This window comes from Nocardioides aurantiacus, assembly GCF_003752505.1.
GTDB lineage: Bacteria > Actinomycetota > Actinomycetes > Propionibacteriales > Nocardioidaceae > Marmoricola > Marmoricola aurantiacus.
In genome coordinates, this window is the sequence record NZ_RKHO01000001.1 from 1,336,344 (window position 1) to 1,362,866 (window position 26,523).

Genomic DNA, 26,523 nt, shown 5'->3' on the forward strand with positions numbered 1-26,523 from the left:
GACCCCCAAGTGATCTCGATCCTGATCACGGTAGGGGTCGGTTTAACGGCGTAAGTCCGTTTTGAGACTTTCGGCTCGGGTGGACCAGCCCAGCGTGGACGTCAGTCCAGGCCGAGGGAGAACGCGGACTCGAGGTCGTGGCGCGAGTAGGTGCGGAACGCGATGTGGGTCTCGGTCTCCTGGACGCCGGGCACCTTGTTGAGCTGGTCGGCCACGACCCGGGCGACGTCGTCGTGGCCGGCCACGCGGACCATGGCGATCAGGTCGATCTGGCCGGTGACGCTGTAGACCTCGCTGATGCCGTCGAGCGCGGCGATGGCCTCGGCCACCTCGGGGATGCGCGCGACGTCGGCCTTCACGAACACGATGGCGGTGATCATGGGGTCAACGTACCGCCGGGGCGGGGCGGCAGGGGGTCAGCGCGTCGGCTGGTGCACCGTCGCCAGCTGACGACGCTCGTCGAACGGGACCAGCTCGGACCGCGAGGTGGCGACCGCGTCGTGCAGCTCGAGGTGGCGACCCGCACCGTGGAGCGGGCAGGTCCACTCGCCCTCGACGTGGACCAGGCGGACCCCCGGCTGCTCGAGCCAGCGCAGGATCAGCTCGGACTCCTCGGCCGTCGCCGCCGGCGTCGGGCCGGGGCCGCCGAGGACCGTGTCGGCCGACTCGCGCAGCCCGCGCACCCAGTCGCCCGCGTGGGCGTCGAGCGGGATGATGCCGGCTGCGGCCAGCCGTCCGTGGCGCACGACGTGGACGGCCCAGCGGCGGTCGTCCTCGCGCCGCGCCGCGACCAGCTCGCTGCAGCCGGCGAGGGACCCCAGCCGTTGCGTGCGCGACGCGGCGCGCACGAACGCGGAGAGCCGGTCGCGGTGCACGCCCGCCTCCTCGAAGCGCTCGCCCTCGGCCAGCGTCGCCATCCGCTGGGTCAGGGTCTCGACCACCCGGTCGGCGTCCTGCCGCAGCGCGTCGCGCAGCCGGGCCACCTCGTGGGCGTAGGTGTCCACGTCGACGCTGCCGTCGCAGGGGGACAGGCAGCGCTGCATCTCGGCCAGCACGCACGGGGTGCGCGTCGGCGTCAGGGGCAGCCGGTCGGTGCACTGCCGCACCGGGAAGCTCTCGTGGAGCGCGGCCAGGCAGCGCTCGGCGGTCCGGCGCGAGGAGAAGGGGCCGAGGTAGTCGGCGCCGTCGTCGGCGACCTTGCGGACCAGGGACAGCCGGGGCCACGGCTCCACGGTGAGCTTGAGCCAGGTGACCTTGTCGGGGCGACGGCTGCGACGGTTGTAGCGCGGCCGGTGGGCGGCGATCAGGCGGAGCTCGCGGACCCCCGCCTCGAGCGGCGTGGCGCACTCGACGTGGTCGACCGAGCCGGCCAGGTTGACCATCTCGCCCATCCGCGCCCGGGACTCCGAGGCGGTGAAGTAGGACCGCACCCGGGTGCGGAGGTCGCGGGAGGTGCCGACGTAGAGGACCTCGTCGCGGTCGTCGCGGAACAGGTAGACACCGGGGGCGTGCGGCAGGTGCTCGGCCAGGTGACGCTTGCGGCGCACCGTGGGGCTGACGCGGGAGCTGAACGTGCTCAGCTCCTCCAGCGTGTGCACGCCCAGCCCCCCGAGGCGCTCCATCAGGCCGTGCAGGACGTCGACGGTGGCCCGGGCGTCGGACAGGGCCCGGTGGTCGGGCGTGGTGGCGGACCCGAAGGCCACCGCGAGCGAGCTGAGCTTGCAGTTGGGGGCGTCGTCACGGGTGATCACCCGGCGTGCGAGGCGCGCGGTGTCCAGCACCTCGAAGCGTGGCCACGGACGCCCCTGCTGGGCCGCGAAGTGCTGGAGGAAGCCCACGTCGAAGGGCGCGTTGTGCGCGACGAGGACGCAGCCGTGCGCGAACTCCAGGAACGACGGCAGCGCCGACTCGATGGACGGCGCGGTGGCCACCATCGAGTTGGTGATGCCGGTGAGGACCGCGATGAACGGAGGGATGGCGGCGTGCGGGTTGACCAGGGTCTGGAACTCGCCGAGCACCTCGCCCCCGCGGACCTTGACCGCGCCGATCTCGGTGATCATCGACCCCTGCTTGGCGGACCCGCCGGTGGTCTCGAGGTCGACGACGCAGAAGGTGGTCTCGCGCAGGGGACGACCGAGCTCGTCGAAGCTCATCTGGCTGTCCCACCTGCTCATGGGAGGGACGCTAGGCGGGGGCACCGACAAGGCCGTGGAGGGCCGGCCCGGCGTGGCGTCGCGACGGACGGTCGGAGCGTGCCGACGGGACGGGCGGAGGTGTGCCGGCCCGGGTTGTCGGTGGCGGGTGCTGGAGTGCTCGTGACCGGCCTTCCCCCGCTCTGCAAGGAGACCCCGATGAGCGTCCACATCGACTGCGACACCTGCCTGGTGCGTGGCCTGGCCTGCCACGACTGCGTGGTGACGGTGCTCCTGGGCCCGCCTCCCGAGCTCGGCTTCGACGCCGAGGAGGCCCACGCGCTCGAGGTCCTGGCGGGATCCGGGCTCGTGCCGCCGCTGCGGATGGTGACGCCCGTGAGCGGCCCCGAGATCGAGTCCGCGTGAACAACGCCACACCGTCCGTCCACGGTCTCGACTTGGAGTGCCAGCGGGCCTGACCTAGTGTCGAGCGCTGTTGGCCGTCGTCAGCGGGCACCGACCGGGTGCCCACGCCGGCCGCGCCGAGTCCGGACTCGTCTCCTGGGGGGAGAGGGGTGGCCGGAGCCGGGGACCCATGTTCCTGGGGTGAATCCAGGCGCCGACAGCACCGATCGTGCCGTCACGCACCTGGTAGGGCGTTCTTTGGGCCCGAACCCGTCAGCTCACCTGGTAGGCGTTGAGACAAAGAGGAGACCGGCCGCTCGTGAACGACGGTTGGAAGTACCCCCATGCCCGCGCAACAGTAGGAGCGGCCCTCGCCCTGGGCCTCACCGGCCTCGGCGTCGTCCAGGCCGCTCCCGCCACCGCGGCCCCCGACGACAGGCTCAAGTCCCGCATCGACGCCGCGCAGGCCGCGGTCGACGACGTGGCCCCGGCGGCAGCCGCCGCCGATCGACGTCACGACCGGGCACAGACCCGGGTGACGACCAGCACCAAGCGCGTCAAGACCCTCACCAAGCGCATCGTGCGCGCGAAGACCCTCGCGGAGACCGTGCGCGAGCAGGTGGCGACCGACGTGCTCGCCGAGCACCAGGTCTCCGGCGGCAGCACCGCCCCGAGCGCGACCTCGCTCCCGGCCGACTCCGAGGTGCTGCTCAGCAACGTGAGCGTCGTGTCCGAGGACACCGACGGTCGCATCGAGCAGGTGGCGCGGTCCCAGGCCACCGCCCAGCAGCTCACCCAGCGTCGCGCGCAGGTCCGCCAGGCCCTCGTGGACCAGCGGGCCACCGCCAAGAAGCTCGCCGCCCGGGAGGCCACGGCCGCCGGTGCGGTCGACCGGGCCCAGGGCAAGGTCGACGCCCTCGAGGCCGAGCTCGCCGAGCGCCGGGAGGAGCGCGAGGCCGAGCAGGCAGCGGCTGCTCCGGCGGCTCCGGCGGCGCCCGACGGGTCCGCGAGCTCCGCGGTCTCCTACGCCATGGCGCAGGTCGGCAAGGCCTACGTCTGGGGTGCCTCCGGTCCCAGCTCCTTCGACTGCTCGGGGCTCACCATGGCCGCGTGGGCGACGCAGGGCGTCTCGCTGCCGCACAACTCGGGAGCCCAGTACGCTGCGGGCACGCCCGTCTCCGAGAGTGAGCTGCAGCCCGGTGACCTCGTCTTCTACTACAGCCCGATCAGCCACGTCGGCCTCTACGTCGGCAACGGCCAGGTCGTCAACGCGCTGAACCCCGGTTCCGGTGTCCAGGTCTCGGGTCTGCACGACATGCCCTACTCCGGCGCGGTCCGCCCTGGCTGACCGACGCCACGCCGACGCCGCCCGTCCCCCTCGTGGGGCGGGCGGCGTCGTGCGCTCCGGCGGCGTGCGGAACCCACCGCGCCGGTGGCGCACCCTGGTCGCCGCGGTGCTGGTCGCCGTCCTCGGAGCCCTCTCGCTGAGCGCCTGCGAGCAGGAGGTGGACCTGGAGCCGCCTCGCGCCCAGCAGGGTGCCTCGCTGAGCGCCGACCAGGCGCAGCGCGCCCTGGACGGACTCGTCGCCGCCCTCGACGGCGACCGACGGGGTGCCGCCACGGCCCTCGCGGCCCCGTCGGGCGCCGAGGTCGTGGGTGCCGCCTGGGACAACGCCCAGGCGCTGCGCCTGCAGGACCTCGCGATGCGCTACGTCGACACCGCGGCCCCGCCCACCGCCGTGGAGCGGCAGCGCTGGGGGAGGACCGCCGTCCCGGTCACGGTGCGGCTGACCTTCGCCTACGGCGGGTTCGACACCGACCCGGCGGAGGTCGAGACCCGGGTCGCCCTGGTGCCCGGGGACGGGTCCGTGAGGGTCGCCGGGTTCGGCGGGGCCGGCCGGACGCCGCTGTGGCTGGTGGAGCCGCTGCGCGTCGTACGCACGGCGGAGACGTTGACCGTGGTCGCGGGGCCGCTCGGCCGCTACCCGCGGCTGACCGAGCGTGCGGTCACCCAGGTGCGTCGGGTGCTGCCGCGGTGGCGCGGGCCGTTGGTCGTCGAGGTCCCCCGGACCCGCGCCGAGCTCGACGCCACGCTCGACGCCCCGGCGGACCGCTACGACGAGATCGCCGGCGTGACCACCTCCGTCGACGGGTCCACGACGCGGGGCGCGCCGGTGCGGGTCTACCTCAACCCCGAGGTCTTCGCCGACCTCTCCGCCGCCGGGGCCCAGGTCGTGGCCAGCCACGAGGCGGTGCACGTCGCGACCGGCTCCAGCTTCACCTCGGTACCCACCTGGCTGCTGGAGGGCTTCGCCGACTACGTCGCGCTCGACGACGCCGGCGTCCCGGTCGACCGCGCTGCCGCCCAGGCGCTGCGTCAGATCCGGCGCGACGGGCCGCCCGACCGGTTGCCCACGCCCGCCGACCTCGACCCGACGGCGACCGGGCTCGGTGCGACCTACGAGCTGGCCTGGCTGGCGTGCCGCTTCCTGGGTCAGGAGTACGGCACCGACCGGCTGGTCCGGCTCTACGGCTCCGTGGCCGACGGCACCCCGGCGGCGGCCGCGTTCCGCGACGTCCTCGGCACCACGCAGGGTGCCTTCGTGGGGGCCTGGCGCGCGGACCTGCGACGGTTGGCCCGCGTGGCAGGCTGAGGCGGTGACGTCGGCCCGTCGTACCGCTGCGGTCCTGCTGCTCGTCTCGGTCGTCGCCTTCGCGGTGCTGGCCGTGCTGCTGGTGCCGTGGGACTGGGTCCCCGGTGGCCGGGTGCTGCCCGTGCGGGCCGACGAGGTGTTCACGGCCCGGGAGATCGAGCGCGCCACGGCGTACTCCTCAGCGCAGCGGCACCTGGGCTGGGGGTCGCTCGCCGTGTCCGTGCTGGTCGGCCTGCTGCTCGGGCTGACGCCGCTGGGAGCCCGTGTGGTGCGCCGACTGCGGGGATGGTGGTGGTGGCGTGCCCTGCTGGCGACCCTGCTCGTGCTCGTCGTGGGCGTGCTCGCGACCGCGCCGTTGACGGTGCTGGTGCGTCGCAACGCGCTGGAGGCGGGGCTGAGCACCCAGCCGTGGTCGGGCTGGCTCCGGGACCAGGTGGTCTCGCTCGGGCTCTCCTGGGTGTACGCCGGCCTCGTGGTGCTGCTCGTCGTCGGGGTCGCCCGCCGGGCGCCGCGGCGGTGGCCGCTGGTCGTCGGGGCGGTGGCGGCGCTGCTCGTCGTGGTCGGCTCGTGGGTCTACCCCGTGGTCGTGGAGCCGTTGTTCAACCGGTTCACCTCGCTGCCCGACGGGCCACTGCGTTCCAGCGTGCTGGCGCTGGCGCGCGAGGAGGGGGTGCCCGTCTCCGACGTGCTCGTGGCGGACGCGTCCCGGCGTACGACCACGCTGAACGCCTACGTCTCGGGGCTGGGCAGCACCCGCCGGGTCGTGCTCTACGACAACCTCGTCGATGACGTGCCGCGACGCGAGACGCTGGTGATCGTGGCGCACGAGCTGGGCCACGCGAAGAACCACGACGTGGCGGTGGGGACCACCCTCTCGGCCCTGGGTGTCGCTGCCGGGGTGGGCCTGCTGGGTCTCGTCGTGGGGCCGGCGCTGCTGCGCCGGTCGGGGGCGGGCTCCGTCGGCGTCCCCGAGGTGGTGCCGCTGGTGCTGGCCCTGGTCACGGTCGGCACGCTGCTGGCGAGCCCGGTCGAGAACACCCTGAGTCGCGCCGTCGAGGCCAGGGCCGACCGGGAGTCGTTGGCCGCCACGGGGGACCGGGCGGCCTTCGAGCGGATCCACGAGCGGCTGGCGGTGCGGGCGCTGGCCGACCCGGAGCCGCCGGCGTGGAGCAGGTTCTGGTTCGGCTCGCACCCCACGGCACTGCAGCGGATCGGCCTGGCCCGGGGCCTGGAGCGGGCGCGGTGATCGGGAGGGCCGGAACGCGAGCACGCGCCCGACCCGGTCAGCGAGTGACCGGATCGGGCGCGCGTGACGGCGGCTCACCACCCCCCGGCAGTGCGGGTGCGTTGCTCGGGCGCACCCGCTGAGAAGCCGCCGTCGGGCCCACGCGCGTGGTCGCGTGGGACGTCAGGTGTCCTCAGGTGTCGGGATCGTCCGATGCCTGACCCGGGCGGGTCAGGCAGGGGGTCAGCACTGAGCGGTGGTGGCGGCCTCAGCCTGGACGCTGTCGCAGGTGTCCTGGAAGACCTCGGTGACGACGTCGCCGAGGAGGAAGACGATGGCGACCACGATGGCGGCGATGGCGGCGACGAGCAGGCCGTACTCGACCGCGGAGGCGCCCTCCTCGTCACGGCGGGTCTGGAGCATCTGCAGGGCGACGTAGAGCTTGATCATGACGATCTCTTTTCCTGAGCGATGGGAGTGGTTCCGTGGCCGGGAGGGCCAGTGGGATAACTCTCCCAAATCGGACAGAACGGGACATCGTGCTCCCGGTCCCTTCGGGGTGACCAATACGGGTCATTTCGGAAGTAGTCCGGACGGACTACCCGGACCTGCGCCGGGGTGGCCGTTCGGTCAGCGGGGCGGGGTGGCGTCCGCGATGAGCCCCATCCGCATGGCGGTGACCAGGGCCTGGGCCCGGTTGGCGGCCCCGAGCTTGTCGTAGATGCGGCCGATGTGGCTCTTGGCCGTCGACTCGCTGAGGTAGAGCTTGGCGGCGATCTGGCTGACGCCCAGCCCCTCGGCGAGGAGGTCGAGCACCTGGCGCTCGCGGTCGGTCAGGCGCGGGGCACCCGAGCGCATCCGCCGCATCATCGCCTCGGCGAGGCCGGTGCAGGTGAAGGTGAGCGGGGCCACCGAGGCCTGCTTGGCGGCGGAGACGACGGTGGAGGTGGGGGCGTCCTTGCCGACGAAGGCCGACGCCCCGGCGTCCATGGCCGCGAACAGCTGCTCGTCGCCGGCGTACATCGTCAGCACCACGAGCCCGATCTGCTTGTCGTCCTTGCGCAGCGTGCGCACCACGTCGAGACCGGAGCCGTCGGGGAGGCGCACGTCGGTGACGACGACGTCGGGCTGCAGGCGCGCGACCTGGGCGAGGCCGTCGGCGACCGAGCCGGCCTGGCCCACCACCTCGAACCGCTCGTCCTGGGCGAAGGCGCCGGCCAGACCCTGACGGATCAGCTCGTGGTCGTCGATCAGCAGCACGGTGGTCATCGCTCACGCGGGCACGGGAGCCCGGCCTCCGGACGCGACGCTACCGCGCCGGGGCCCCGACCCGGACCTGGACACGGGTGCCGGGCCGCTCGGGGGTCGGTGCCTCGATGCCGAGCTCGGCCCCGATGGCCACCGAGCGCTCCCGCATGATCTTCAGGCCCTGGGAGTCCGCCCGCGGCCGGTGCCCGCGCGTGCCGTCGTCGCGCACCTCGAGCTCGGCGAAGGGCGCCCGGACGGTGCACCGGAGCCAGAGGTTGGCGGCGCCGGAGTGCTTGCGCGCGTTGTTCATCGCCTCCTGGGCGATGCGCATCAGCTCGAACTCCTGGTCGCGGGGCAGCCGGGGGCCCTCCTCGTCGAGGGTGACGTGCACGGTCATCGTCGAGGTCGTGCCGACCTGGTTGGCGTACGCCGAGAGGCTCTCGCCCAGCCCGGAGCTGGCCGCCAGCTCGTGACGCAGGTCGAAGATCGAGTGCCGCAGCTCGGCCACCACGCGGGTCACCTCCTCGCGCAGCTCCACGATCCGGCCCAGCTGGTCGGGGTCGCGGGTGCCCGAGGCGAGGTTGTCGACGAGGTAGCCGAGCCCGGCGACGTCCTGGGCCACCCCGTCGTGGACCTCGCGGGCGATGCGCTGACGTTCCTGGGCGGTGGCGCTGTCGCGCACCCGACCGAACAGGAGCGCGGCCTGCAGCTGCACGGCGAGCCGGGAGAGCCGGGTGCGCAGCTCCAGGGCGTTGGCGGACTCCACGGGCCGCAGCGCCTCCACCACGAGGACCGCGATGGTCTCGTCGTTGGCCACCAGCGGCAGCGCGAGGCGTCGCTCCCGCAGCATCATCGCCTCGTACTCCCAGCAGCGCGCCGAGAGCTCCTCGGCCCACATCATCGCGCCGGGCTCGGTGCCGGCGGTGTAGCGCAGCGGCACCATCGCGCCGGTGGGGGAGCGGGTGAAGACGCCGGCCGCCCGCAGCGGGACGGTCTCGTCGGCCTCCTCCATCACCTGCTCGGCGATGCCCACCGCGTCCAGGCCGCCGCTGAGCTTGCCGGCCAGCGCCTCGAGACGGCGGATCAGCCCGACGGCGCTGCGGTAGGAGGAGTCGGTGTCGGTCGTCGCCTGGGCCGTGCGCAGGGTGCTGCCCAGCAGGCCGAGCCCGATGCCGGTGACGAGCCACAGCAGCGCGTTGGTCGCGAACTCGGTGTCCCAGTCGCGGACCAGCCCGAGCCGGACGAGGACCATGACGGCGAGCTCGAGGACCACCACCCGGGCCAGGCCCAGCCGGCCGCTGTCGAGCGCGGCGACCAGGACGGGGACGACGAGGTAGGGCGTGACCGTGGCGTGGTCGGGGTAGACGAGCGCGGCCGTGACCGCGACCACGGTGGCCTCGAGCAGGGCGACCACGGTCTGGGACCAGCCCGTGCGCGCTCCGGCGAGGAGGGCGAGCAGCGCCGTGACCGCCACCACGGCGACGCCGAGCAGGTCGTCGGCACCGGCGAGCACCGTCAGGGGGATCAGCGCTGCCAGGGTGAAGACGCGAGCGGCGAGCGCCACGCGGCCGATGTCGGTCACGGGCAGATCCTGCCCGACAGCTGCTCCACGGGTCAGATCCTGCCCGAGAACTGTCCCATCATGGAGATGCCCGCCGGCCCGAGGACCGCGATGAACAGGCAGGGCAGGATGCAGAAGATCAGCGGCACCAGGATCTTGACCGGCACCTTCTGGGCCGCGGCCTCGGCCCACTGCCGGCGCTTGACCCGCATCTCCGAGGACTGCACGCGCAGCACCTGGCCGACCGGGATGCCGAAGGCGTCGGCCTGCACCATCGCGCCGACGAAGGTGCGCACGTCGGGCAGGTCGGTGCGCTCGCCGACCGAGCGCAGCGCCTCGGCACGACCCCGCCCGATCTGCATCTCCTGCAGCATCCGCGCGAACTCGTCGGACAGCGGACCCTCGGTGTTCTTGGCGACCTGGGCCACGGCGGCGTCGAAGCCGAGGCCCGACTCCACCGAGATGGTGAGCAGGTCGATGGCGTCGGCCAGCGCCTTCTGCATCAGCTCGTTGCGGTCGTGCGCCCGCTGGTAGAGGTAGAGGTCCGGCGCGCTGTAGCCGACCAGGGCGAAGACGACCACCAGTCCCAGGGTCACCGGGAAGGACACGCCCATGAGGACCAGCAGCAGCAGCGAGGCGACGAGGAAGACGAGGAACCCGACCACCTTGCCGGCGATCACCCGGTCGACGGTCCAGCCGGGCGGGTTGCCGGCCTTCTCGAGCTTCTCGCGCACCCGCAGGTGGGCGTCGGCCGGGCTCATCCGGCGCCCCAGGCCCTGGGTGCGGGCCAGCAGCGGCACCAGCACCCGCTCGGCGAAGGAGGCCTCGCTCTCGGCGCGCATGTCCTCGGGGAGCGAGGTCATCGCCTCGAGCACCTGCAGCGACCGACCGACGCCGGTGGCCTCCTTGGTCAGGCCGCCGACCGCCCCGAGCACCAGGAACAGGCTGAGGAAGATCAGGCCGATGCCGCCGACCAGCACGAGGGTCGTCACACGTCCACCTTCGCGACCTTCAGCATCCAGGTGAAGCCGACCACGAGCAGGACGGCCATCACCCCGAGCAGGAAGTAGCCGATCGTGGTGGTGAAGAAGACGCTCACGTAGTCGGGGTTGCTCACCGAGAGGTAGAGCAGGAACACGGGCGGCAGCGCGCCGAGGATGTACGCCGAGAGGCGGCCCTCCGCGCTGAGGGCGAGCACCTGCCGGCGGAGGTACTCCCGCTCACGCAGCGTGGCCGCGACCTGCAGGAGCAGCTCGGCGAGGTTGCCGCCGACCTGGCGCTGGATCTTGATCGCCATGACGACCCACTCGAAGTCCTTGCTCTCCATGCGCTCGGCGACGCCGCCCAACGACTCCTCCAGCGGTACGCCGAGGCGGCTCTCCACGATCACCCGGCGGAACTCCCCGGCGATCGGGTCGGAGCCCTCCTTGACGATGGTGTCCACCGACTGGGCCAGCGAGAGACCGGCCGACAGGGAGCCCGACATCAGCTGGAGGGTGTCGGCGAGGCCGGAGGCGAAGGCCTTGAGCCGCCGCGACTTCCGCAGCCCGAGGTAGACCCACCCGCCGGCGGCGCCGAGCGCCAGGAACACGAGGGCGAGCAGGATGTTGCCTCGGCTCAGCAGCATGCCCAGCACGGCGGCGAGCACGGTCACGCCCGCGTGCACGAGCAGCCACTCGGCCGGCTTGAGCGACATCCCCGCCTTGTCGAGGCGGGCCGCGATCCTGGCCTCGAGGCCCTGGTTGCCGGCCAGCGCCTTCTCGGCGACCTGGCGGGCCTGGGCGCCGAGCCCCTGGTCGGCGGGGGCCTGGTCGCGGCTCTGCGGCGCGCCGTACACGCCGTAGGCCTCGAGCTGCTTGCGCAGCTTCTCGTCCTTCGACGCGCCGGGACGCACCACGAACAGCGCCACGACCATGCCGAGGAGCCCGAGCCCGATGGCGCCCACACCGACGGCGACGGCGGCCGGGGGGAGGTCGATGCGCGGGCCGGCGGCGGCGACCGGACCGGTGGCCGCGGGGGCCTGGACGGGCTCGGCCGCGGGCTCGGCCGACCCCACCGTCAGGAACGCGCTCGCGGTCACGGCCCGCCCGTCGACGGGGAGGGTGACCGTGACGTCGGCCTGCGGCTCGGTGCCCTGCGGGAGGGTGACGTCGACGGCGAGCTGGCGACGCAGCGCGTCGGCCTCGCCGGCGAAGGTGGCGCTCAGCGAGGCCGGGTCGGCGTCCATGACCTGGCCGCCGCCGGCCCGGGCGATCAGCTGCAGCGGCTGGCTGGCGGCGTCGCCCTGGTCGAGCGAGACGACGTCGACGGAGACGTCCTCCTGCTCGAGGGTCCTGAGGACCTCCGAGAGCGGCGTGTCGGTCGTGTCCTTGCCGTCGGAGAGGACCAGCAGGCTGCGGGCGCCCTGGCCGCCGCTGGCCTCGACCGCGCCCAGCACGCCGTCGTAGAGCGCGGTGTCGCGGGTCAGGGTGAGGCCGGCGACGGCGCGACGCAGGGCGGCCCGGTCGCGGGAGGGCTCCACGAGGACCTGCACGTCGTCGTCGAAGGAGACCAGCCCGACGGCGACGTCGGGCGGGGCGGTGTCCAGGAAGAGGGCGGCGGCACGCTTCGCGGCGGCGATGCGCTCGCCCCGCATGCTGTTGCTGGTGTCGATGGCCAGGACCGTCGTACGCCGCACGTCGGCGTTGCCGGTCGCCGCCGCGGTCGTCGACCGGGCCGCCTTCCCGGCGACCTCGACGTCGACGCCGCCGACGTCGACGGTGCCGCTGGCGGGCACCGAGACGAGCAGCCTGACCCCGCCGTCGCGGACCTCGGCGTGGTCGATGCTCGCCCCCGCGGGCCCGGACGGGTCCGCGGCCGAGGCGGGAGCGACGACCGCCAGCGCCAGCAGGGAGCCGAGCGCCGCAGCAGCGAGGCCGGGGCGCAGGCGCCTCACCGGAACCCACCGCCGGTGGAGAAGACCCGGGGGTCGACGGTGACGTTGTTGTGGGCCATCTTCTCGAGGAACTTCGGGCGCAGGCCGGTGCTGCGCAGCGTGCCGAGCGACTTGCCCTCGGAGTCGAAGCCCGCGGAGTTGTCGAACAGGAAGACGTCCTGGAGCGTGATCACGTCGCCCTCCATCCGCTCGACCTCGGTGACGTGGGTGATCCGGCGGGTGCCGTCCTTGAGGCGGGCCTGGTGCACGACGAGGTCGACCGCCGACGCGATCTGCTCGCGGATGGCGCGCACCGGCAGGTCCATGCCCGCCATCAGCACGAGGGTCTCGAGGCGGGAGCAGGTGTCGCGGGGACCGTTGGAGTGGACGGTGCAGATGGAGCCGTCGTGGCCGGTGTTCATCGCCTGGAGCATGTCGAGCGCGGAGGCGTCGCGGACCTCGCCGACGACGATGCGGTCGGGCCGCATCCGCAGCGAGTTGCGGACGAGGTCGCGGATGGTGACCGCGCCCTTGCCCTCGATGTTGGACGGGCGCGACTCGAGCCGCACGACGTGGTCCTGCTTGAGCTGCAGCTCCGCGGCGTCCTCGATGGTGACGATGCGCTCGTCGGAGGGGATGAAGGAGGACAGCACGTTGAGGGTGGTGGTCTTGCCCGCGCCGGTGCCGCCCGAGACCACGACGTTGAGCCGCCCCCGGACGCAGGCGTCGAGGAAGTCGGCCGTGCTCTCGGTGAGCGAGCCGAAGCGGATCAGGTCGTTGACCGTGAGCGGGTCGGTGGCGAACTTGCGGATCGTCAGCGAGCTGCCGTCGATGGCCAGGGGCGGCACCACGGCGTTGACGCGGCTGCCGTCCTGGAGCCGTGCGTCGACCATGGGGGAGGCCTCGTCGACGCGACGTCCGATGCGGGAGACGATCTTGTCGATCGTGCGGCGCAGGTGGGCCTCGTCCTTGAACGTGCCGTCGGTCTTGGTGAGCTTGCCCTTGCGCTCCACCCAGATGTCGTAGGGCCCGTTGACCATGACCTCCGCGACGTCCTCGTCGCGCAGGTAGGCCTCGATGGGGCCGTGCCCGAGGATGTCGTCGGAGATGTCCAGCGTGATCCGGTCGCGGTCGGCGCGCGTCAGCGGCCGGTTGGTGGCGGCCAGCACGTCGGCGAGCACCACGTTGACCTTGGCGGCGAGGTCGGCGGCCGTCATGTCGCTGTCGTAGAGCTGCGGTCCGAGCTCCTGCAGCAGCTCGGAGTGGACGTGCTCCTTGAGGTCCTGGAAGCGGTTCTCGGCACCGTTGCGGGCCCCGTTGGCCTCGGCCATCGCGGTGAGGCGGGACGGGGTGGGGGCCGCGGGAGCGGTGACGGCGCTGCCCTCGGAGGCCGCCCGGTCGGCGTCGGCGTGCCGCGTCGGAGCGGCCGGCGGGGGTGCCGCGGCGGTCGGCCCGGCGGCGGTGTCGGCCGTGGCTCCACCGGCCCGGCCGAGGGCGGCGATGCGGTCGCTGAGGCTGCTCACGAGGTCTCCTTGCGACGGCGGCCGAACAGGCCGCGACGTCCCTGGGCCCCCGGTGCGGAGGCGAGGGCGAGCTGCCCGGCCACGGTCGGCACGAAGCCCGTGATGGCCCGGGAGACGGGGTGGTCGGGCTTGGCGTGCACGATCGGGTCGCCGTGGTTGGTGGCGCTGGCCACCGCCGTGGCGCTGGGCAGGGTCAGCGCGACCGGCATGCCGAGGATGCCCTCGACGTCGGAGGCGGTCAGGCCGACCTCGTCGTCGGCGCGGTTGAGCACGAGGTGGCGGCGCTCGACGAGGTGCAGCAGGTCGAGCGTCTCCAGCGCCACCTTGGCGTTCTTGACGGTCGGCACGTCGAGGGTGGCCACGATGATGCACTCGTCGGTCTCGTCGAAGGCGCCGAGCACCTGGTCGTCGAACCCGGGGGGCGTGTCGATGAGCACGTGGTCGAAGCGGTGCCGCAGGGTGCTGATGATCCGGCGCACGAGCGCGGGGGTGATGCGGTCGCGGCCCTCGGGCTGGGTGGGCGCGGCGAGCAGCTGCAGGCCGCTCGGGTGGGAGGTCAGCAGGCCCTCGAGCAGCGCCCAGTCGAGCCGGTCCTCGAACCCCGCCGCGTCGGCGATGGTGTGCTGCGGGATGACCTGCACCGTGATGGCGACGTCGCCGAAGGCGAGGTCGAGGTCGACGACGCAGACCCGCGAGCCCAGCTGCGTGAGCGCGAGCGCGAGGTTGACGGTCATCGTGGTCTTGCCGACGCCGCCCTTGGGGGAGAAGACGGTGAGGACGCGGCCCTCGTGCTCGGCGCCCTGGCCGCCGTGGATGGCCTGCCAGGTCTGCTTGGCGCGCGTGAGGGCGGCCCCGAGCGCCTCGGGGTCGTCGGCGGCGACGACGGCGCCGATGCCGGCCTGCAGCGCCTGGGCGTAGAGCTCGGGCTGCAGGTCGTGGCGGACCAGGACCACGCTCGTGGCGGGGTGCGTACGGCGCACGCGCTCGGCGACCAGGGCGGCCTCGCCCATCGCGATGCTGGGGCCGAGCACGACGGCCGGGTCGGCGCGCCGCGCCAGGCAGGCGTCGACCTCGTCGGCGCGGGTCAGGACCTGCGCACCGCTGCCCAGCGCGGTCGCCATGACGCCGGCGACGGCGGTGTCGAGCTCCAGCAGGAGGGTCATCGGGTGTCCTCGGGGGGAACGGGCACGGACGGGGGCACGGTCAGCGGAACAGGTTGTCGAGGTCGACGCCCTGCGAGGGAGCGACCTCGGAGTCGTCGTTGAGCAGGCCGAGGGCCAGGGTGCCGTTCTGGGTGGCGTACATGACCCGCTCGGCCTCGCGCTGGGTCACCGCGAGGGTCAGCAGCGTCTTGGGGAGCACCTCGGGCGCGGCGGCCGCGGCGTCCTCGCCCTCCGCCTCGACGGGGGCGGCGACGGGCTCGGTCGAGGTGTCGCCCAGCCCGAGCACCTGCACGTTGGGCAGCAGCAGTCGGCTGAAGGGCCCCTTGGCGTCGTTGCCGGCCATGAAGACCGCGACCCGGTTGCCGGGCTGCAGGAAGCCCGCGACGCGGGACGGGTCGTCGAGGTTGACCGAGATCGCGATCTTGCCCTCGGGGATGCCCAGGGTGGTCGCGGTGCCCTCCGCCGCGACGCCGAACTTGGTCTCGACGATCTGCTCGCCGGGGAGGATCTCGACCGTGGCGGCCATCTCCTGGACGCTCTCGAGCGTGGTGAGCGCGCCGGGCAGCACGTCCTGCGAGGACACCTGGCCGGTCGCGATCTTGCCGGCCGCCTGGGCGGCCTCGACCGTCTCGCCCACGGCGATCGGCTTGGTCGCCCGCAGCACGTTCACGGCCGCGTAGCGCTCGTCGGCGCGGCTGTCGGCGCCCTTGACGTAGAGGAAGACCAGCAACGTGCCGAGGGCGGCGACGAAGGCCGCCACCAGCAGCAGCACTTTCCTGCGATCCATGACTTCGACCTGCCTCGTGGTGCCGGGGAGGAGCAGGCCTCACCGGCCCTGCTCGTACGCCGGGCGCGGGGGTCGCGCCGACACGAGACAGCGTGCCCGAGTTGAGTCCGTTTTGTCCGTGAAATACGGACTCCGCAGATGGAAGCCGCTGGACGACTAGACCAGTGGGTCGCGAGCCCCGCCGTCAGCGCCGGTAGAGGGCGTCGATGTCGTCGCCGTGCTCGCGCGTGACGACCGCCCGACGCAGCTTCAGGCTCGGCGTGAGCTGCCCGCCCTCCTCGGTCCAGGTGTCGGGCAGCACCCGGAACGCGCGGATCGACTCGGCGCGCGAGACCGCCTCGTTGGCGGTGTCCACGCCGCGCTGCAGGTCGGCGAGCAGGTCGGCGTCGTCGAGCAGGTCGGCGACGCGCGAGGTCTTGTCGTGCTGCTCGGCCCAGCCGGGGAGGGTCTCCTCGTCGAGGGTGACGAGCGCACCGATGAAGGGTCGGCCGTCGCCCACCACGAGGCACTGGTCGACCAGCGGGTGGGCCCGGACGAGGTCCTCCAGCACGGTGGGGGAGACGTTCTTGCCGCCCGCGGTCACCAGGATCTCCTTCTTGCGACCGGTGATGCGGACGAAGCCCTCGTCGTCGATCTCGCCGATGTCGCCGGTGTGGAACCAGCCGTGCTCGTCCACGACCGGCTCCGGGGCGCCCTCGGAGCCCTCGGAGCCCTGGGAGCCGGGGTCCTCGCTCTGCCAGTAGCCGGCGAACACCTGGCCGCCGCGGAAGAGCAGCTCGCCGTCGTCGGCGACCCGCACGCTCGCTCCGGGGAGGGGCCGACCGACGGTGCCGATCTTCTGCGCGTCGGGGGTGTTGACCGTGAGCGCGGCGGTGGTCTCGGTCAGCCCGTAGCCCTCGAGCACCGTCACGCCGATGCCCCGGTAGAAGTGGCCGAGCCGCTCGCCCAGGGGTGCCCCGCCGCTCACGGCGTAGGCGCACCGGCCGCCCAGCGCCTCGCGCAGCCGGCCGTAGACGAGCCGGTCGAAGAGCCGGTGACGCAGCCGGAGCGCCAGCGGCACGCGACCGCCGTCCTGCGCGCGCGACCAGGCGATGGCGGTCTCGGCGGCGCGGTCGAAGATGCCGCCGCGACCGTCCGCGACGGCCCGCTGCGAGGCGGTGTTGAAGACCTTCTCGAAGACCCGGGGGACCGCCAGCACGAAGCTGGGTCGGAAGGCCCCGAGGTCGTCGACGAGGTGCTTGATGTCGGCGGAGTGGCCCAGGCGGACCCCGGCGCGGACGCAGCCGACCTGGATCACCCGGGCGAACACGTGCGCCAGCGGCAGGAACAGCAGCGTCGAGGCGGCCCGGTCGGCCGTGCCGGCCTCGTCGTCGCCCTCGCCCGGGGCCGGGTCGAAGAGGGCGTCGAGCTCGCTGACGGCCACGGTCAGCTCGTGCAGGAAGTTGCCGTGGGTCAGGCGGCAGCCCTTGGGGCGTCCGGTGGTGCCGGAGGTGTAGATCAGCGTGGCCAGGTCGTCCGGCCCCGCCGTCGTACGCCGCGCCTCGAGGTCGTCGTCGGGGACGTCCTCGCCCAGCGTGCGCAGCACGCCGACCGCGTCGCCGTCGATGGACCAGAGGTGGTGCAGCCGCGGCAGGTCGCCCCGCAGCCGGGACACCCGCGACCGGTGCTCGGGGGACTCCACCACCGCGGCGACCGCGCCGGAGTCACGCAGGATCCAGCCCACCTGCTCGTCGCTCGAGGTCTCGTAGACCGGCACGGTGACGGCGCCGGCGAACCAGATCGCGTAGTCCAGGAGCGTCCACTCGTAGCGGGTGCGGGACAGGAGCACGACCCGGTCGCCCGCCGTGACCCCGGCCGCGACCAGGCCCTTGGCCACCCCGCGGACCTGGGCCAGGAACTCCGCGGCCGTCACGTCCTGCCAGGCGTCGTCGACCGGGCGCGAGAACGCGACCGCGTCGGGACGCTCCTCACCGTTGCGGACGACGTCGTCGGTCAGGTTGCCGACCGGGACCTGGACCTCCAGGGCCGTGGAGTACTCACGCAACGCCGGACCTCTTCCTCGATGACTGCTCGACCACGCCGGACGCACGTTACTCGGGGGCGGCGACCGCCCGACGCCAGCGTGCGGGGGCCCCGGGCAGGTCGGCTAGCCTGACGAGCCCGCACCCCCCGAACCACCCAGGACGGACCATGGCCGAGCAGACCACCTCCAGCATCGTCGTCGCGGCCCCGCCCGAGGACGTCATGGCCGTCATCGCGGACTTCCCGCACTACCCCGAGTGGGCCCAGGGCATGAAGCGCGCCGAGGTGGTCGAGCGGGGTGCGGACGGCCGCGCCGAGCAGGTCTTCTTCGAGCTCGACGTCACCCCGATCAAGGACTCCTACACCCTCGCCTACGACTGGCGCGGCGACGAGCAGGTGACCTGGAGGCTCGTCGAGGGCAAGGTCCTCAAGGCGATGCAGGGCGCCTACGAGCTCCGCCCGGTCCCCGGTGGCACCGAGGTGACCTACCGGCTGGCCGTCGAGCTCAGCATCCCGCTCATCGGCATGCTCCGGCGCCGGGCCGAGAAGGTCATCATCGACACCGCGCTGAAGGGCCTGAAGAAGCGCGTCGAGTCCCTGGGCTGACCGCCGGTGGACGTGCGGACCATCCTGTTCACGGGCAAGGGCGGCGTCGGCAAGACCACCTCGGCGGCCGGGACGGCCGTGCTGGCGGCCCGCGCCGGTCACCGCACCCTGGTGGTATCCACCGACGCGGCTCACTCGCTGGGTGACGCCTTCGGCGTGCCCGCCGGCGCCGAGCCGGTCGAGGTCGACCCCGGCCTGTGGGTGCAGCAGGTCGACGCGCAGCGCCGCTTCGAGCGCTCCTGGGCCGAGATCCAGGGCTACCTGCTCTCCGTGCTGGACAGCGCGGGGGTCGACCCGATCACGGCCGAGGAGCTCACCGTGCTGCCCGGCGCGGAGGAGGTCCTGGCGCTCCTGGAGCTCCGCAACCAGGTGGTCAGCGGCCGGTGGGACGTGGTCGTGGTCGACTGCGCGCCCACCGCCGAGACGCTGCGGCTGCTGGCGCTCCCCGAGGCGCTGAGCTGGTACATGACCCGCGTCTTCGGGGTGCAGCGGCGGATGGTGCGGGCGCTGCGGCCCGTCCTCACCCGGGCCGCCGGGGTGCCGATGCCCGAGGACTCGGTCTTCGAGGCCGTCGAGCGGCTGCACCGCGACCTCGAGCAGGTGCAGCAGCTGCTCTCGGGCCCGGGCGCCACGGTGCGGCTGGTGCTGACCCCGGAGACGGTCGTGGTGGCCGAGGCCCGTCGCTCGCTGACCACGCTGTCGCTCTACGGCTACCGCGTCGACGGGGTGCTGGCCAACCGTGTCTTCCCCGACGGCGGCGGCGACAGCTGGCGCGAGGGGTGGGTGGCCTCGCAGCAGCAGGTGCTCGCCGAGGTGCGGCAGTCCTTCGCCGGGCTGCCGGTGTGGCCCTCGGCGTACTCCGCGGGGGAGCCGGTCGGCGTCGAGGCGCTCGCGGAGTTCGCCCGGGCGGCGTACGACGGCCAGGACCCGCTCGCCGAGCCCACCGGTGACGGCCCGATGACCATCAGCCGCACCAGCAGCGGGGCCGAGCTGCGGATCGCGCTGCCGTTCGCGCAGCGCGACGACGTCGACCTGGCGCGGCACGGCGACGAGCTGGTCGTCACGGTGGGGTCCTACCGCCGCCTGCTCGCGCTGCCGGCGGCGCTGCGGCGGCACCGTGTCGCCGCCGCGCGCGTGGAGGACGGGGTCCTGCGAGTACGGTTCCGCTTCGAGCAGGAGGAGCAGGTGTGAGCGACGCTGACGAGCCCCCCACCGGCCCCGGCGACGGCCCGGGCGGGCCCTCCGGGGACCCCGCGGGCGAGCCCGTGGGCAGCGTGGGCGAGGAGGCGGCCAAGCTGTTCGGCGCCCTCTCGGACTGGGCGCGCGACCAGGGCGCGGACCACCTCGGCGGCCTCGGTGGGGTGGCCGGGATGGGCCAGGGCATCGGCGCGGCCGCCCGCAGCGCCGAGGAGCACCTCGCGACCGGCGGCGCGGACTGTCGCTGGTGCCCGGTGTGCCAGCTGATCTCGGTGGTGCGGCAGACCAGCCCGGAGGTGCGCAGCCACCTCACGGCCGCTGCCGGCTCGCTGGTGCAGGCCGCCGCGGCGCTGCTCGCGACACCGCCGCACGGCCAGGGCCAGCAGGTGGAGAAGATCGACCTCGACGACGAGTCGGTGTGGGACGAGCAGGAGTGGGACGGGGAGCGATGACGCTGACGGTGGGGGTCGACATCGGCGGGACCAAGATCGCCGCCGGCGTCGTCGGCGAGGGTGGTCAGGTGCTGGCGCGGTCGCGGACGCGGTCGCCGGCGACCGACCCGCCCGAGATCGTGCGGACGATCGGCGAGCTGGTGCGCGGCCTGGTGGCCGGGCTGCCCGAGGGCTCCGAGGTCGAGGCGGTCGGTGCCTCGGCTGCCGGCTTCGTGGACAAGCAACGCTCGACCCTGGTCTTCGCGCCCAACCTGGCCTGGCGCGACGAGCCGCTGCGCGACCACCTCGAGCGCGAGCTCGACCTGCCGGTCGTGATCGAGAACGACGCGAACGCCGCGGCCTGGGGCGAGTTCCGCTTCGGCGCGGGCGAGGACGTCGACAACCTGCTGATGCTCACGATCGGCACCGGCGTGGGCGGCGGTGTCGTCCTCGACGGCGAGCTCGGCCGGGGCGGCTTCGGCATGGGCGGCGAGGTCGGCCACATCACGATGGTCCCCGACGGGGTCCCGTGCGGCTGCGGCAACCTCGGCTGCCTGGAGTCCTACGGCTCGGGCTCGGCGCTGGTCCGCACGACCCGGGAGCACGCGGCCACCGACCCCGGCGCGGCCGCGCTGCTGGAGCAGGCGGGCGGCGACGTCGAGAAGATCACCGGCCCCATGGTCACCGCCGCCGCGGCGGCCGGGGACGCCTTCGCCACCGCCCGCGTGGTCGAGCTGGGCGAGTGGATCGGGCGCGGGGTCGCGACCCTGACCGCCGTGCTCGACCCCAACGTGGTCGTCATCGGGGGCGGCGTCAGCGAGGCCGGCGACCTGCTGCTCGACCCGATCCGCGACAGCTTCGCCCGCCACGTCACCGGGCGGGGGCACCGGCCGCTCGCCGAGGTGCGGGGTGCCCTCCTGGGCAACGCCGGCGGCATCGTCGGGGTCGCCGACCTCGCCCGCCGCCGCTGATGGCGACCCCTGCCGGCGGCGTCCCCTCCATCGGGGTCGACATCGGCGGCACCAAGGTGCTCGCCGCCGTCGTTGACGAGGCCGGGAGGGTCGTCGACACCGCGACCACCGCGACCCCGGGCAAGGGGTCGGGCATCGACGACGCCACCGCCGAGGAGGTCGAGGACGCCCTCGTCTCGGTGATCGGTGCGCTCACGCGGGAGCACGGTCGCTGCACCGTCGGCGTCGCCGCCGCGGGCTTCGTCGACGCCGTGGGGGAGCGGGTCCGGTTCGCGCCCCACCTGCCCTGGCGCGACGAGCCGCTGGCCCAGCGCCTCACCGACCGGCTCGGTCACCGGGTCGTCGGCGAGGTCCACGTCGACAACGACGCCAACGCGGCGCTGTGGGCCGAGGTGCGGTTCGGGGTGGCGGGCGACGCCGAGCACGTCGTGATGATCACGCTCGGCACCGGCATCGGGGGCGCGCTGCTCCTCGGTGGCGCGCTGCACCGGGGCCGCAACGGCATGGCCGGCGAGCTCGGTCACATGCAGGTGGTCCCGGACGGCCGGCTCTGCGAGTGCGGCGGCCGGGGCTGCTGGGAGCAGTACTGCTCCGGTCGGGCGCTGGGCCGTGCCGCCGCCGCGGCCGGCTCGGAGCTGTCGGGCCCGCTGCTCACCGAGGCGGCCCAGTCCGGGGACCCGGCGGCCGTCGCGGCGTACGACGAGGTGGGGCGGTGGCTGGGCGTCGGAGCCGCCAACGTCGCCGCCGCGGTGGACCCGGAGCTGGTGGTCGTCGGGGGCGGCGTGTCCGCGGCGGGCGAGCTGCTGCTGGCCCCGGCCCGCCGGGCGCTCGCCGGGAGCCTCGTCGGGGCCGGGCACCGTGACCTGCCCGAGCTGGTCGGGGCCCGGCTGGGTCCGCTCGCCGGGGTCGTCGGCGTGGCCGACCTCGCCCGCGACATGCTCTGAGGCCGCGGGCCGGCGGGTCGGCGCTCAGGCGTCCGCGGCCTGGCGGCGGTAGCCCGGCACGAGCTCCATCGCGAGCTGCTCGAGGAACAGCCCGACGTCGGTGACGATGCCGCGGGCCTGGGAGGAGCCGCGGTCGGCCAGCTTGGTCACCGTGGCGGGGTTGATGTCGACGCACACCAGCGGCACCGAGGCGGGCAGCAGGTTGCCGGTGGCCACCGAGTGCAGCATGGTCGCGACCATCAGGCAGAAGCCGGCGCCGTCGAGCTGGGCCCGCATCGCGCGCTGGCCGTCGATGACGTCGGTGTGCACGTCGGGCAGCGGGCCGTCGTCGCGGACCGAGCCGACGAGCACGAACTCCTTGCCGTGGGTGACCAGCGCGTGCATCACCCCGCTGGTGAGCACGCCCTGCTCGACCGCGGCCCGGATCGAGCCGGCCTTGCGGATCGTGTTGATGGCGCGGATGTGGTGCTCGTGGCCGTGCTCGACGCCCTGCCCGCGCGCCAGGTCGATGCCCAGCGAGGTGCCGTAGAGCGCGGACTCGATGTCGTGGGTGGCCAGGGCGTTGCCGGCGAACAGCACGTCGACGTACCCCGCCTCCACGAGCGCGACCATGGCCGGCGCCGCGCCGGTGTGGACGACGCCGGGGCCACCGACCCACAGCACCTTCTGGCCGGCCTGCTTGGCCTCGCGCATGCCGTCCGCGACCTGGCGCACCAGCACCGCCTGGGGCTTCTCGCTCGAGACGTCGGACTCCATGAACCCGAACGACCCGCCGCTGCGCTCGGAGACCGGCACCGTGACTCGGACCCCGGCGGCCCCGCAGACCACCCGCATCCCCGCGCGTACGTCGGCCATGGGGACCGTGCGGACGGCGACCTCGCCCGCACCGGCACCGCCGGCGACCTCGGGGCCGCCGTCCAAGACGAGCCCGCAGTCCATCTCGGGGTTCTCCACCGTCCACCAGCGCCCGCCGACCCGCACCTGGGTCTCGAGGTTGGTGCTGGAGTAGAAGCCGTCGGGGAAGACGCCGTCCTGCGCGGCGGGGACGACCTCGGCCTCGCCGGGCTCGACCTGGTTGACGCCGTGGGTCTGCAGCCGCATCAGGATCCGCTGCAGCGTCTCCTCGTCGGCCGCGGACACCTCGAGGCGGGCGTACGACGGGTCGGCGGTGCCGTGACCGATGTCGAACTGGTGCACCACGTAGTCGCCGCCGTACTCCCCGACGTCGTTGAGCACCCGCGACAACGAGCCCTCGTCGATCAGGTGGCCGGTGATCTCGACGCTCTCCTGGTGGGACCGCTGCGACACGGGCGTGCTCCTCGCTGTGGGGGACCGAGCCCGGTCGTGGCCGGGCCCGGTGGGTGCGGTGGTGGCGGGCGCCGCGCCCTAGAGCACCGCGCCGTCGTCGTGGCCGTCGCGCGGACCGGACCGCATCGAGGCGACCAGGAAGACGAAACCGCCGACGAACCAGGCCATGAATAGCACGCTCAGCCACTGCGGGAACGAGACCCCGGCGACGATCGCGACGAGGGTCAGCAGAGGCACCCCGAACAGCCCCAGCCACGCCAGCAGCCGCGGCGGGGTCGCGAGCGCGACCCGGGGCGGCGGGGGCGGCACGAAGTGGTCCTCGGGGTCGTCGCGGGCCTCGCCGTCCTCGGGGCGGCTGCCCGCGTCGGCCAGCGCGCCGGAGGGGCCGTCGTCGAGGTCGATCCGCTCGGGTCCCCGGCGGGGCGCCGGTCGCGGTGCGGGCGGGGTCTCGGCCGGCCCCGGGTCGTCGAAGGAGGGGTGGTCGCCGTAGTTGTCGACGATGGCCTGCCACGCCGCGGCCTCGCGGCCCGCGGCGTCCTGGTCGTCGACCGCACCGGGCCCGGGGTGCGGGGAGGGGGCCGGGGAGTCGTGCTCGGGGGCCCGCTCGGAAGCACGGTCGGAGGGACGGTCGGGGCCCTGGGGCACGTCGGTCGCCGGGTCGGTCTCGGCCGACCGCTCGTCATCGGCGTCGGAGGGGGTCACGACCGCACCTCCGGGACGCCGGTGGGCTCGCTCACGTGTCTACCTCCGCAGGGTCCGGGACGACCCCGGGGTGTGGTCCCCATCGTGTCACGCGACCCCGCGGTGGACCAGTGACCGGACGTCGGTCGAGGGTTCGGCCGCGGGGGCACCCATGCCCTAGTGTTCGAACGTCAGGCAGGGAGGTCGGCTGAAGTTGTTCTACTGGTTCTTGCGGTACATCGCCCTCGGGCCGGTGCTGCGCGTGGTGTTCCGGCCGCGGGTCATGGGCGGGGAGCACGTCCCCGAGGACGGCCCGGCGATCCTGGCGAGCAACCACGTGTCGTACGCCGACTGGCTCTTCATGCCGCTGACGATCTCGCGCAAGGTCACCTTCGTGGCCAAGGCGGAGTACTTCAACTCCCCGGGCGTGAAGGGCTGGCTGCAGAAGAAGTTCTTCTCCGGCGCCGGCCAGGTGCCCATCGACCGCTCGGGCGCCAACGCCGCCGAGGGAGCGCTGCGGACCGCCAAGCGGGTCCTGGCCTCCGGCGAGCTGTTCGGCATCTATCCCGAGGGCACCCGCTCGCACGACGGCCGCCTCTACCGCGGCAAGACCGGCGTCGCCCGGCTGGCGCTCGAGACCGGTGTCCCGGTGATCCCGGTCGCCGTCGTGGGCACCGACGTCGTCGCCCCTCCGGGCAAGAAGTTCGGGCAGTTCACCCGCCCGCACGTGCGCTACGGCCGGCCGCTGGACTTCAGCCGCTACGAGGGCATGGAGAACGACCGCTACATCCTGCGGTCGATCACCGACGAGATCATGTACGAGATCATGCGGCTCTCCGGCCAGGAGTACGTCGACGCCTACGCCGCCGTCGCCAAGGAGACCGCGCGCGCCGAGCGGGCCTCCAAGCGCGAGGCCGCCGAGGCGGCCGAGGCCGCCCGCGACGCCGGGGGCACCGGGCAGGACGGCACCGACGGCTCGGAGATGACCCCGCTGCCCGGCGGCCGGACGGAGCCCGACGCGAGGGCCTCCTGAGGGTGGTCGGCACGCCGGGCGTCGCCCGCGAGGGCGATCCCGGGCCGACGGCCCGGGCCGACGAGCACGGGCCGGTGCAGGCCACGCTGCTGCGCGCCCTCGGGGTGCTGCGGTTCGTGGTGCTCGCCAACGCGCTCGTGCTCTACGCCCTGCGCGCCGGCGACTACGCCCACCCCCGGCTCGGCTGGGTGGTGGTGGCGGTGCTCGCGGCGTGGACCGTGGTCGCGGTCTGGGCCTACGGCAGGCGCGGCTGGCGGCGGGCGCCGCTGCTGGTCGCCGACCTCGTCGTCGGGCTCGGGGCGATCGCGTTGACGCCGTACGTCAAGGGCGAGGGGTTCACCGCGACCCTGCCCGGCTTCTGGGTGATGGGCGTCGTGCTCGCCTGGGCCGTGGTCTGGCGCGCCCCCGGCGGCCTGGTGGCCGCCGTCGCGGTGAGCGTGACCGACGTCAGCATCCGCGACGACTTCACCCAGGCCAACTACGGCAACATCTTCCTGCTGGTGCTGGGCGGCGCGGTGGTCGGCTTCCTGTCGATCCTGCTGCAGCAGACCGCCTCGCAGCGTGACGCGGCCGAGCGGGCCGCCGCGGCGGCGGGGGAGCGGCAGCGCCTGGCCCGGGTGGTCCACGACGGCGTGCTGCAGGTGCTCGCGCTGGTGCAGCGCCGCGGTCCCGAGCTGGGACCCGGGGGTGCCGAGCTGGGCCGGCTGGCCGGCGAGCAGGAGGTGCGGCTGCGCGGGCTGGTGCAGACGGGCTCGCGCGAGCTGGTGGGGCCCCTGGGCGAGCGCGACCTGGCGCGGCTGCTGGCCGAGCTGCAGGACGCCCACGTGCAGGTCGTCGTGCCGGGGACGCCCGCGGTGCTGCCGGCCGAGACCGCGGGCGAGGTGGTCTGCGCCGTCGAGTCGTGCCTGAGCAACGTCCGCCACCACGTCGGCCGCGGGGCCCCGGCCTGGGTGCTGCTCGAGGAGCTGCCGCAGGCCTGGGTCGTCACCGTGCGCGACGAGGGGCCCGGGATCCCCGAGGGTCGGCTCGAGGAGTCCGCCGCACAGGGTCGGCTCGGTGTGCGCCAGTCGGTCGTGGGACGGTTGCGCGACCTCGGCGGCGAGGCGACCGTGCGGTCGGCCCCCGGCGAGGGCACCGAGTGGGAGCTCACCGTCCCCCGCCACCCCGGCAGGAGCGACCCCTCGTGACCATCCACACCGCGCACCCCTTCGCCGACCCCGACCCCGATCCCGTACGCCGGCTGCGTGGCCGCCTCGGCGGGGCCGTGACGCTGTGGACGGCCGGTGACCTGGACGGCACCCACGCGGGGCTGACCGTGTCCTCGGTGATGGTCGGCCGCGGCGAGCCCGGCCACGTGCTCGGCCTGGTCGACCCCGACTCCGACTTCCGCGACGTGGTCGGGGCGACCGGGCGGGCCGTCGTGCACCTGCTGCAGTGGCGCCACCGCGACCTGGCCGAGGCGTTCGCCGGCCTGCTGCCCTCGCCGGGCGGCCCCTTCCGCGCCGCCGGCTGGGAGCCGGGCAGCCACGGTCCGGTGCTGCTGCCGGCCACCAGCCACGCGCTGGTGGAGGTGGTCGACGTCCGCGAGGTCGGGTGGTCCGACCTGATCGACGCCCGCGTCGTCGACGTCGTCCTGCACGAGGACCTCGACCCGCTGGAGCACCGGCGGGGACGCTACGCCCGGCCCGCGGGCCGCTAGGGTCACGCGCGTGGGCCAG

25 protein-coding genes and 1 riboswitch are annotated in these 26,523 nt (G+C 74.1%); of the genes, 12 read left to right on the plus strand and 13 right to left on the minus strand.

Annotation, left to right across the window (positions count from 1 at the left end):
* Positions 1–101: 101 nt before the first annotated feature.
* On the minus strand, positions 102–380 hold the full coding sequence (locus EDD33_RS06375; protein ID WP_123389592.1) for an Lrp/AsnC family transcriptional regulator: 279 nt from the start codon (positions 378–380) through the stop codon (positions 102–104).
* 36 nt (positions 381–416) lie between these two features.
* Positions 417–2,174 (minus strand): DEDD exonuclease domain-containing protein, encoded by a 1,758-nt coding sequence (locus EDD33_RS06380; protein WP_123389593.1) that lies wholly within the window; start codon positions 2,172–2,174, stop codon positions 417–419.
* A gap of 177 nt (positions 2,175–2,351) precedes the next feature.
* Here EDD33_RS06380 and EDD33_RS06385 point away from each other — a divergent pair, with 177 nt between their 5' ends.
* From EDD33_RS06385 to EDD33_RS06400, 4 genes are all read left to right on the plus strand, one after another.
* Positions 2,352–2,558 (plus strand): hypothetical protein, encoded by a 207-nt coding sequence (locus tag EDD33_RS06385; RefSeq protein WP_123389594.1) that lies wholly within the window; start codon positions 2,352–2,354, stop codon positions 2,556–2,558.
* Between the two features lie 104 nt (positions 2,559–2,662).
* Positions 2,663–2,844, plus strand: a riboswitch (cyclic di-AMP (ydaO/yuaA leader).
* Between the two features lie 12 nt (positions 2,845–2,856).
* Complete coding sequence (locus tag EDD33_RS06390) at positions 2,857–3,885, plus strand: C40 family peptidase (protein WP_123389595.1); 1,029 nt, start codon at positions 2,857–2,859, stop codon at positions 3,883–3,885.
* Between the two features lie 64 nt (positions 3,886–3,949).
* Complete coding sequence (locus tag EDD33_RS06395; RefSeq protein WP_148076955.1) at positions 3,950–5,191, plus strand: hypothetical protein; 1,242 nt, start codon at positions 3,950–3,952, stop codon at positions 5,189–5,191.
* Positions 5,192–5,195: 4 nt separating this feature from the next.
* Positions 5,196–6,437 (plus strand): M48 family metalloprotease, encoded by a 1,242-nt coding sequence (locus EDD33_RS06400; protein WP_123389597.1) that lies wholly within the window; start codon positions 5,196–5,198, stop codon positions 6,435–6,437.
* A gap of 222 nt (positions 6,438–6,659) precedes the next feature.
* Here the strand turns inward: EDD33_RS06400 and EDD33_RS06405 are convergent, their stop codons facing one another.
* The 9 genes from EDD33_RS06405 to EDD33_RS06445 form a co-directional block, all read right to left on the minus strand.
* Positions 6,660–6,866, minus strand: coding sequence for a Flp family type IVb pilin (locus tag EDD33_RS06405; protein ID WP_123389598.1), 207 nt, complete (start codon positions 6,864–6,866; stop codon positions 6,660–6,662).
* 180 nt (positions 6,867–7,046) lie between these two features.
* On the minus strand, positions 7,047–7,685 hold the full coding sequence (locus EDD33_RS06410) for a response regulator transcription factor (RefSeq protein WP_123389599.1): 639 nt from the start codon (positions 7,683–7,685) through the stop codon (positions 7,047–7,049).
* A gap of 40 nt (positions 7,686–7,725) precedes the next feature.
* Positions 7,726–9,246 carry a sensor histidine kinase gene (locus tag EDD33_RS06415; protein WP_123389600.1) on the minus strand — a complete coding sequence of 507 codons (1,521 nt, stop codon included), beginning with the start codon at positions 9,244–9,246 and terminating at the stop codon, positions 7,726–7,728.
* Positions 9,247–9,278: 32 nt separating this feature from the next.
* On the minus strand, positions 9,279–10,217 hold the full coding sequence (locus EDD33_RS06420) for a type II secretion system F family protein (protein WP_123389601.1): 939 nt from the start codon (positions 10,215–10,217) through the stop codon (positions 9,279–9,281).
* Positions 10,214–12,160, minus strand: a complete 1,947-nt coding sequence (locus EDD33_RS06425) for a type II secretion system F family protein (protein WP_123389602.1) — start codon at positions 12,158–12,160, stop codon at positions 10,214–10,216. The genes EDD33_RS06420 and EDD33_RS06425 overlap by 4 nt, the downstream gene beginning before the upstream one ends.
* The gene (locus EDD33_RS06430) at positions 12,157–13,662 is read right to left on the minus strand and encodes a TadA family conjugal transfer-associated ATPase (protein ID WP_246003392.1); all 1,506 of its coding nucleotides are present in this window, start codon (positions 13,660–13,662) and stop codon (positions 12,157–12,159) included. The genes EDD33_RS06425 and EDD33_RS06430 overlap by 4 nt, the downstream gene beginning before the upstream one ends.
* Positions 13,659–14,825 carry a CpaE/TadZ family protein gene (locus tag EDD33_RS06435; protein ID WP_123389603.1) on the minus strand — a complete coding sequence of 389 codons (1,167 nt, stop codon included), beginning with the start codon at positions 14,823–14,825 and terminating at the stop codon, positions 13,659–13,661. Before EDD33_RS06435 ends, EDD33_RS06430 begins: the two co-directional genes overlap by 4 nt.
* A gap of 40 nt (positions 14,826–14,865) precedes the next feature.
* A complete protein-coding gene (cpaB, locus tag EDD33_RS06440) occupies positions 14,866–15,612 on the minus strand; it encodes a Flp pilus assembly protein CpaB (RefSeq protein WP_123389604.1) in 747 nt (248 codons plus the stop codon).
* Positions 15,613–15,796: 184 nt separating this feature from the next.
* Complete coding sequence (locus EDD33_RS06445) at positions 15,797–17,656, minus strand: AMP-dependent synthetase/ligase (RefSeq protein WP_123389605.1); 1,860 nt, start codon at positions 17,654–17,656, stop codon at positions 15,797–15,799.
* 146 nt (positions 17,657–17,802) lie between these two features.
* Between EDD33_RS06445 and EDD33_RS06450 the strand changes: the two genes are divergently transcribed.
* From EDD33_RS06450 to EDD33_RS06470, 5 genes are read left to right on the plus strand one after another with little or no spacing between them, the layout of a single operon-like run.
* Entirely contained in the window at positions 17,803–18,240 is a 438-nt protein-coding gene (locus tag EDD33_RS06450; protein WP_123389606.1) for an SRPBCC family protein, read from the plus strand.
* A gap of 6 nt (positions 18,241–18,246) precedes the next feature.
* Positions 18,247–19,431 carry an ArsA family ATPase gene (locus EDD33_RS06455; protein WP_246003393.1) on the plus strand — a complete coding sequence of 395 codons (1,185 nt, stop codon included), beginning with the start codon at positions 18,247–18,249 and terminating at the stop codon, positions 19,429–19,431.
* Positions 19,428–19,889, plus strand: a complete 462-nt coding sequence (locus EDD33_RS06460) for a hypothetical protein (RefSeq protein WP_123389607.1) — start codon at positions 19,428–19,430, stop codon at positions 19,887–19,889. The genes EDD33_RS06455 and EDD33_RS06460 overlap by 4 nt, the downstream gene beginning before the upstream one ends.
* Positions 19,886–20,839, plus strand: a complete 954-nt coding sequence (locus tag EDD33_RS06465; RefSeq protein WP_123389608.1) for an ROK family glucokinase — start codon at positions 19,886–19,888, stop codon at positions 20,837–20,839. The genes EDD33_RS06460 and EDD33_RS06465 overlap by 4 nt, the downstream gene beginning before the upstream one ends.
* A complete protein-coding gene (locus EDD33_RS06470) occupies positions 20,839–21,783 on the plus strand; it encodes an ROK family protein (protein WP_123389609.1) in 945 nt (314 codons plus the stop codon). The genes EDD33_RS06465 and EDD33_RS06470 overlap by 1 nt, the downstream gene beginning before the upstream one ends.
* Positions 21,784–21,807: 24 nt before the next feature.
* Here the strand turns inward: EDD33_RS06470 and EDD33_RS06475 are convergent, their stop codons facing one another.
* A complete protein-coding gene (locus tag EDD33_RS06475) occupies positions 21,808–23,091 on the minus strand; it encodes an ornithine cyclodeaminase, nickel-pincer nucleotide-dependent (RefSeq protein WP_123389610.1) in 1,284 nt (427 codons plus the stop codon).
* Between the two features lie 78 nt (positions 23,092–23,169).
* Positions 23,170–23,793: a hypothetical protein gene (locus EDD33_RS06480; RefSeq protein WP_123389611.1), complete on the minus strand. Its 624-nt coding sequence runs from the start codon at positions 23,791–23,793 to the stop codon at positions 23,170–23,172.
* Positions 23,794–24,001: 208 nt separating this feature from the next.
* On the opposite strand from EDD33_RS06480, the gene EDD33_RS06485 reads away from it, so the two are divergent.
* From EDD33_RS06485 to EDD33_RS06495, 3 genes are read left to right on the plus strand one after another with little or no spacing between them, the layout of a single operon-like run.
* Positions 24,002–24,805 carry a lysophospholipid acyltransferase family protein gene (locus EDD33_RS06485; protein WP_425463839.1) on the plus strand — a complete coding sequence of 268 codons (804 nt, stop codon included), beginning with the start codon at positions 24,002–24,004 and terminating at the stop codon, positions 24,803–24,805.
* A 2-nt stretch (positions 24,806–24,807) separates the two neighbouring features.
* The gene (gene macS, locus EDD33_RS06490; protein WP_246003395.1) at positions 24,808–25,992 is read left to right on the plus strand and encodes a MacS family sensor histidine kinase; all 1,185 of its coding nucleotides are present in this window, start codon (positions 24,808–24,810) and stop codon (positions 25,990–25,992) included.
* Entirely contained in the window at positions 25,989–26,504 is a 516-nt protein-coding gene (locus EDD33_RS06495) for a flavin reductase family protein (RefSeq protein ID WP_123389612.1), read from the plus strand. Before macS ends, EDD33_RS06495 begins: the two co-directional genes overlap by 4 nt.
* Positions 26,505–26,523 lie beyond the last annotated feature (19 nt).